We start from the raw sequence: 7551 nt of genomic DNA on the forward strand, positions 1-7551 counted from the left end.
GCACAACGGGCAAAGCCGGGGGTTGGTTCAGTGCGAATTTACAAGTAGGCCACTCAGCCCGGCAGCACGGGCAACGCGTCGGCGGTCATCAACGGCCGCACCTCCGCCCACGCCGGATCGCCCTCGGCGGCCGAGCCGGACAGCTGCAGCACGCCACGTGCGTCAGCGACGTAGACGGTGGACGGGTTCGCGGCGACGGTTGTCACCGGCATTAGGAGGTTACGGCTGGGCCCATCGGAGTTGACGCCGTCGAGGTTGACGTACGACACGGGGTGCTGAGGGTCGGTGCGGCTGACGACGATGTCGTCTCCGGTGCGCCAGGCCAGCGAAACCGCGGTGTCGCGAAGGCCGTATCCCAGCCGCCGCGGATACGTCAGCGCGTAACCGCCGCCCGGAGTCTGCTCGACGCCGGCGAGGATCACCTGTCCTTCGATGACCATCGCGGCGCGCGTCCCGTCGCGGGACAGCTGCAATTCTGCGATCGCCCCGGGGAACCGCGTCGACACCACGGTGGCGTCGACAGGGATGCGGGCCGGCTGCCCGGACGCGTCCTGGATTACCCGCAGCACGTTGATGCCGTCGACCACCACCCAGATCGCGTCGTCCAGCGACCAGCTCGGCCGTGACAGGCTGCGGCCCTCCATCGCCTGCGCGGCGTTGCCGCCGATCGGGCCGACCCACAACGACGACGCCATGTCGGGCGCTCCAGGCCGCAGCGTCATGATCGACGCCACCTCTTGTCCGGTGCGTGACACCGCGGCCGCGGTTTGGTTGGGCATCTGCCCGAATGATCCTGCCACGCGCGGCGCGCGCTGACCGTCGAGCGATACCAGCGATCCGCCGATCAGCGCGTGCAGCCCGGCGGCCGCACCATCGGCGGCGCCGGGGTCGGTGGCCGCGACATCGGAGGTGTCCCAACCGTCGGCGAAGCGGTCGTCGAGGGCTGCGCCGTCAGCGTTGATCACATACGGCCCGTTGATGCCGGCCCGCGATAGCGTCCAAATGATCTGCGCCGCAAGCAGTTGACGGCTATGCGGATCGGTGGTGGAAAGGTTTTCCAGGTCGATTCGGGCTCCGCCGTAGCCGCGGCCCACACCGGTCTTGCCACCGTCGGCACGGGTCACCGGACCGCGCAGCTTCAACGGCGGGCCAAGCAGGTTCCTGACGGATTTGGCCATCTCCGGGCGCGGACCGGCGATCAGCTTGGTGACCAACTCGGTGGCCAGCTGGTCGGGGTCTGACACGGCGACGTACCGCGGATCCGGGACGACGGTTTTGCCGGTCGGATCGGCGAAGTACAGGGTGTTGCGCTTGTAGGTCGACTGAAACTGTTGCCAGTCGAGGAAAACACCGTTGGGCAGCCGGTCGATGCGCCAGCCGCCAAGCGTCTTCACCAGTTCGATCGGCCCGGGATCTGGCAGCGCGCCCTCCCCCGTCTCGAACACTCCCATGTCAGAGAGCGACCCGAGTATGTCGGCGCGCATACTCACCTTGACCCGTTCGGGCTCACGGGTTTCCACGAAGACCACGTTGTCGATCAGAAGCGCGCTACCGGCGTCGTCCCATCCGCGTGAGGCCGATTCGGTGAGGAACTGCCGTGCGGCCAGGTGGCGGTTGGCGGGATCGGCCGTCGCCTTGAGGAATTCGCGCAGCATCACGTCGGGATCCATGCCCGCGGTTGGTTTGGGCAGGCTTGGTGGCGCTGGCCGGTCGACGGTACCGATGGCCTGCGGCGCTGACGAGCTGGGCACCCCTGCACAACCCGAGAGAGCGAACGCGAGCACGCAGATCGCCGCCAGGGCGCGCTTCACACGGACTCCCCGGCCGGTTCACGTTCGCGCGCCGGACGTCGCGGAGGCCGTTCTGGCCCAACGGGTTTCATTGGCAGCGGGCTAGTCGTCACCTTGTGGCCACGCACAAGGGGCAGCGTCAACCGGAAGCATGCGCCCTTGCCCGGCTCGCCCCACGCCTCGAGCCTGCCCTGGTGGAGTCGCGCGTCCTCGATGCTGATTGCCAGCCCCAGTCCGGTGCCGCCGGAGCGCCGTACCCGCGACGGGTCGGAGCGCCAGAACCGGCTGAACACCAGCTTCTCCTCGCCTGGCCGCAGACCGACGCCGTAGTCGCGGACAGTGACTGCGACGGTGTCGTCGTCGGCGGCCATCCGGATCCGCACCGGTTTGTGTTCGGCGTGGTCGATGGCGTTGGCGATCAGATTGCGCAGGATCCGTTCCACCCGGCGCGGATCGACCTCCGCGATGACCTCCTCGGTCGGCTGGTCGACGATCAGCTCGATGCCGGCGTCGTGCGCGAGGTGGCCGACGTTGTCCAGCGCGCTCTGCACCGTCGCCCGCAGATCCACCGCCTCGACCGACAGCTCGGCGACACCGGCGTCGTGGCGGGAGATTTCCAGCAGGTCGTTGAGCAGCGTCTCGAAGCGGTCCAGCTCGCTGACCATCAGTTCGGTCGAGCGGCGCAGCGCCGGATCCAGGTCATCGCTGTGGTCGTGGATCAGGTCGGCGGCCATCCGTACCGTCGTCAGCGGGGTGCGCAACTCGTGGCTGACGTCGGAGGTGAAGCGGCGCTGCAGATTGCCGAACTCCTCGAGCTGGGTGATCTGGCGGTGCAGGCTTTCGGCCATGTCGTTGAACGACACCGCAAGCCGGGCCATATCGTCCTCGCCGCGCACGGGCATGCGCTCTGTCAGGTGGCCTTCGGCGAATCGCTCGGCGATCCGGGAGGCCGACCGCACGGGCAGCACGATCTGGCGGGCCACCAGCAGCGCGATCGCGGCCAGCAGACCCAGCAGCACCACGCCGCCGGTGGCCATGGTGCCGCGTACGAGTGCGATGGTGGATTCCTCGTTGTTCAGCGGAAAGATCAGGTACAGCTCGAGATTGGTGACGGATGACGTGGAAGATGTAGTCGGACTGCCGATGATCAGCGCCGGGCCGGAGAAGCTGTCGGTGTGCACGGTTGCGTACTGGTAGCTGACCTGGCCGGCCTTGACGAAGTCGCGCAGCGCGCCGGGCACCTGCTGAACCGGCCCCGCCGCCGTCGCCGCGCGCGGTCCGTCGCCGGGCACGACGAGGACGGCGTCGAAGGCACCTGCCAGCCCCGGGCCGGCGTCGGCCGTCCGGTCGATCAGCGTGTTGCGGGCCAGCTGCAGGCTGCTGTCGAGCGAGCGGGTCTCCTCACCGCCGACGATGCCGCTGACGGTGCCGCGGGCGCGGTCGATTTCCTCGGTGGCCGCGCGCACCTTGACTTCGAGGATGCGGTCGGTGATCTGGCTGGTCAGCACGAACCCGAGCACGAGGATGACAGCGAGCGACAACCCCAATGTCAGCGTCACCACGCGAAGCTGCAGCGAGCGGCGCCATGCAAGACCCATCGCTCGACTCAGCGCACCCAATCCGCGTAGCAGTGGAGCTGAACGCCGATGGATGCGCCGCCTCGAGCCAAAGATCACGGGGGTCCGGCCTTGTATCCCACTCCTCGAACGGTCAGCACCACCTGCGGGTTCTCCGGGTCTTTTTCAACCTTTGCCCGCAAACGTTGGACATGGACGTTCACCAAACGGGTGTCGGCGGGATGGCGGTAGCCCCACACCTGTTCGAGCAGCACATCACGAGTAAACACCTGCCGCGGTTTGCGCGCCAACGCCACCAACAGGTCGAACTCCAGCGGTGTCAGTGAAATCTGCTCGCCTTGCCGGGTGACCTTGTGGGCCGGCACGTCGATGTCGACATCGGCGATCGACAGCATCTCGGCGGGCTCGTCCTCGTTGCGGCGCAACCGCGCGCGCACCCGGGCGACGAGCTCCTTGGGCTTGAACGGCTTCATCACATAGTCGTCGGCGCCCGACTCCAGTCCGAGGACGACGTCGACGGTGTCGGTCTTGGCCGTCAGCATCACGATCGGCACACCCGAGTCGGCGCGCAGCACGCGGCACACGTCGATGCCGTTCATGCCGGGCAGCATCAGGTCGAGTAGCACCAAATCGGGTCGCAGCTCTCGGACCGCGGTGAGCGCCTGCGTGCCGTCGCCGATGACCGCGGTGTCGAAACCTTCCCCCCGCAGCACGATCGTCAGCATCTCGGCGAGCGAAGGGTCGTCATCGACGACCAGAATCCTTTGCCTCATGGTGTCCATGGTGTCACCAAATCGCGACAAATCGCTGATAGCGGCGCCCGCGAGTCTGCTAGCGCGTCAGTTCTGAGGCCAAGACGGCCGCATCGACGGCCGGGCCGGCTTTCGTCCAGCGCCCGCACCAGTTCTGCGCGGCCAGCGCGGCGTAGACCTCGCCGGTGCGTCGCTGCAGGCCGTCGTCACGCTCGTAGGCGTCTTTGGCGCGGTCTGCTTCTTCGGCGGCACGGTTGTCGGCGCGCGCGGCGGCCAGCTCGGCGGGCACGTCGAGCAGCACCTGCCAGTCTGGTTTCGGCAGCTTCAGACGCTCGTATTCGAGCTCCTGTACCCAGGCGACGACATCGCCGTCGGCCCCCTGGTGAAGCCGTGCCGCGCTGTAGGCGGCATTCGAGGCGACGTATCGGTCGAGGATGACGACGTCGTAGGCGGTGGTGAGGTGACCGATCTCGTCACGGGCGCCGGCGCGGTCGAGGGCAAACAGGACGGCCATGGCGTGAACGGACGTGGCGAGGTCGCCGTGGCTGCCGCGCAGCGCCTCGGCCGCGAGGTCGGCTTCGACTGAATGTCCGTAGCGGGGGAAGGCCAGACTGGCCACGGAGCGGTGTTGGGATTCGAAGGCCGCGCGCAGGCCGTTGGTCAGCGTGCGCTTGCCTGCGCCGTCGACACCCTCGATCGCGATGAGCACGCGGCGAGCGTAACTGGTGCAGGTGACCACCTCTCACCGTCGATAAGCTGAACGAGGCTCCACGAGCCTGTCCCACTTTGCTCGGTGCTGTCACCAACAACGAAGTTGTCGCCAGCCGATTTGTGACTGGAGGTTCGTCCGATGGGGCCCTCGGTGGAAGTAGTCGTATCGGAGTTGCATTCGGCCGCGGCGCGTCTGGCTGATGCTGGGCAGCGGCTCCAGGATGGCTTGTCGGCTGTGGACGTGGAAGTCGGCCAGCTACTCGGCTCGGGCTGGAAAGGCGGGGCCGCCTCGGCATTCGACAGGGAATGGGACAAGTGGCACGAGGGGGCGGGTCTAGTCATCCGCGGCTTGCAGACGATGTCGCAGTTGTTGACGGTCGCCGGCAAGGAGTACGCCAGGACCGATGAGCAAAACGGCGCAGCGGTCAGCTCGTCGTTCCAAGGCGCGGGCGGCTCGGGCGGCGAAACAACGGGCAGCACTCCGGGTAACCAGGGCGCAGGTCCGTCCTCTACCGGGCAGGGCGGGGGTGTCGGCGGTGGTATCGATGGCCTGGCCCAGCAGATGAACCTGGGGCAGTCGATGATGGGGCCGGTATCGCAGATCGGCCAAGCGGTCACCGGGCTCGCGCAGCAGGTTGGGCAGGCCGCCGCCGGGGCGGCGCAGACCGCCAGCGGACTGGCTCAGCAGGCCGCTGCGAAGGATGACGCAGACACTCGCGACGAGCCCGAAGAGCGCGACGGCGAGACGGAGCAGCCCAGTGACGAAGCAGGCTCAGGAGAGCAGTCCGGGCCGACGGCTCCGGTAGATACCGCGCCTGTCGATCCCTTCCGCTCTGCCGCGCAGCCCTCCTCCGAGGGCGGTCGCTCGTCGGATGATTCGAGGCTGTCGGGTGGGTAGGAGGCGATGACGATGCTGGTGGTGGACTTTCCGCAGATGCAGGGCGCCATCGATCACATGGCGGCATTCGAGCACAAGGTCGCCGAATGTCTGGAAGAGGTCGATCTGACCATGGCCGCATTGCGGGCGACGTGGCATGGATCGGGATCGGATGCCCAGGCGCAGGCCCAGCAGCAGTGGGAAGGCGGCGCCGAACAGATGAAGGCGGCGTTGACTCAACTTCACAAGATCGCCAAGACGGCAAGTAAGAACTACGCGGACGCGGTGGACAAGAACGGTCAGATGTGGCCGTAGTCGTCTCCGGTGGCGCCGGGTCCGGGGGTGCCCGGATCGAGGTCGATCCGGAGGTGCTGATCCGTGCGGGACAGCGGTTGGGCTCGATCGGGACGCAGTTGGGCACGCTGTCCGGCGCCCTCGATGCGGCGGTGAGCAGCGGGATCGCCTCCGGCATGGACCCGGCCGGGCTGAACTTCGGGTTGGAGTACGGCCGCCTATCTCAAGAATTCGCCGGTGGGTTGGCCGACGCGGCGACCTCCTTCAAGTACGTGGGATACAAGCTGGAGGCGACGGGCTACAACTACAAGAATGCCGACGCAGCGTCGACTATCAACGGGGCGGGGCCTGCGGGTGGCGTGGGTGATGCGCCTGCCGAGACAACGACCGCCGATCTGCCCGCGGGTCCGAACTCGGCAATCGTTCCCCCGCCATTCAAATGGAGCCTGATTGTTCCGTTCCTGCGGGCAATCCCGTTGATCGGGATGTTCGCGAGCGCGGCCATGACGTGGCCCTCGGGAAATCCGTCGCTGATGAAACTCACCGCTGCGCAATGGCGAAATTTCGGCCTGGGGCTGTCGGTGTTCGACGAGGACATTCCCGCGCTGAAAACCGTTGTGTCCCTTCAGGAAATCCCCGAGGGCGCGAGAATCGGCGACGCTCTCACGCAACTGGGTGATGGGCTGTCGATTTTGGCGGACTCAGCGTCGACATTGGCGCAGTTGATCGACGATTTCGCCAACGGCGTTCAGGACACCCAGGAAGCCATCCGACGTCTGTTGGACCGGATATCCCTCGACGGCCTGTGGGACACGGTAACCGGTTTCCTCACCGGCGAGGGCGACGACATTCTTCGCGAAGTCGCCCGCGAGGTCGGCGACGTCCTGGAGAACTTCCAAAGCCAAGTCAAGGGCATTGTCGGGCTCCTCGGGGCACTCAGCACTGCCATCGGCGACGCGGTGACGAAGTTTCAGAAGTTTGTAGAGCCCATCCTGGTCGAGCATTTGGGCGAAGACGTGGGGGGCGCCCTCGCCGACGCGTTCACGCTGTACACCGACTTCCAGGTCGGTGCGGTGACGGGTCTGATCGGCGCCGTGTCGGGAACGGTAGCGATGGCGGATCCCGACACGTGGAAGGGCATGGCCGAGGTGGCCATGTCGGTGGCCGAGGATCCTTCGACATTGCCCGGTGTGCTGGCGAATATGGGCAAGGAGTTCATTGCCTGGGAGCAGCTGACCGGTGAGCATCCGGGCCGAGGCGTGGGCGAGGCGGGGTTCAACATCGCCACGTTGTTCGCTCCAGGTGGCCCGCTCACGAAATCCGGCACCGTCGCCAAAGGCCTGACGTACGGCAGCCGCCTGCTGGATGAAGGACGACTCCCCCGACTCACGGATCTGCCCGGTGTCGGACCGCGCACACCCAACCTGGACGGGTTGAACGATCTCCCTGGAGTCGGGTCCCAGGTTCCTGACGTTCCGGAGGTCCGGCCGGGGACGATCCCTGAGTCGGTCATCGGTCCCGCTGCGCCCGATGGCATTGACACACCATCG

The 7551-nt window shown here is 67.0% G+C and carries 6 protein-coding genes and 1 pseudogene; 3 read left to right on the forward strand and 4 right to left on the reverse strand.

What is annotated here, in order from left to right; translation table 11 throughout:
* Positions 1-53: 53 nt before the first annotated feature.
* The 4 genes from lpqB to VFH65_RS01485 are packed head-to-tail and all read right to left on the reverse strand — an operon-like array spanning position 54 to position 4828.
* Complete coding sequence (lpqB, locus tag VFH65_RS01470) at positions 54-1799, reverse strand: MtrAB system accessory lipoprotein LpqB (RefSeq protein WP_353319359.1); 1746 nt, start codon at positions 1797-1799, stop codon at positions 54-56.
* Between the two features lie 8 nt (positions 1800-1807).
* On the reverse strand, positions 1808-3466 hold the full coding sequence (gene mtrB / locus VFH65_RS01475; protein ID WP_353319351.1) for an MtrAB system histidine kinase MtrB: 1659 nt from the start codon (positions 3464-3466) through the stop codon (positions 1808-1810).
* Entirely contained in the window at positions 3463-4149 is a 687-nt protein-coding gene (gene mtrA / locus VFH65_RS01480) for a two-component system response regulator MtrA (protein WP_040540373.1), read from the reverse strand. Before mtrA ends, mtrB begins: the two co-directional genes overlap by 4 nt.
* A 49-nt stretch (positions 4150-4198) precedes the next feature.
* Positions 4199-4828 (reverse strand): dTMP kinase, encoded by a 630-nt coding sequence (locus tag VFH65_RS01485; RefSeq protein WP_353319352.1) that lies wholly within the window; start codon positions 4826-4828, stop codon positions 4199-4201.
* 141 nt (positions 4829-4969) lie between these two features.
* Between VFH65_RS01485 and VFH65_RS01490 the strand changes: the two genes are divergently transcribed.
* From VFH65_RS01490 to VFH65_RS01500, 3 genes and pseudogenes are all read left to right on the forward strand, one after another.
* Positions 4970-5728 carry a WXG100 family type VII secretion target gene (locus VFH65_RS01490; RefSeq protein ID WP_353319353.1) on the forward strand — a complete coding sequence of 253 codons (759 nt, stop codon included), beginning with the start codon at positions 4970-4972 and terminating at the stop codon, positions 5726-5728.
* Between the two features lie 6 nt (positions 5729-5734).
* Entirely contained in the window at positions 5735-6022 is a 288-nt protein-coding gene (locus VFH65_RS01495) for a WXG100 family type VII secretion target (protein WP_353319354.1), read from the forward strand.
* Positions 6013-7551: pseudogene (locus VFH65_RS01500) on the forward strand (hypothetical protein); the annotation flags it as partial. The gene VFH65_RS01495 and the pseudogene VFH65_RS01500, both read left to right, overlap by 10 nt.

This window comes from Mycobacterium sp., assembly GCF_035697385.1.
Lineage (GTDB): Bacteria > Actinomycetota > Actinomycetes > Mycobacteriales > Mycobacteriaceae > Mycobacterium.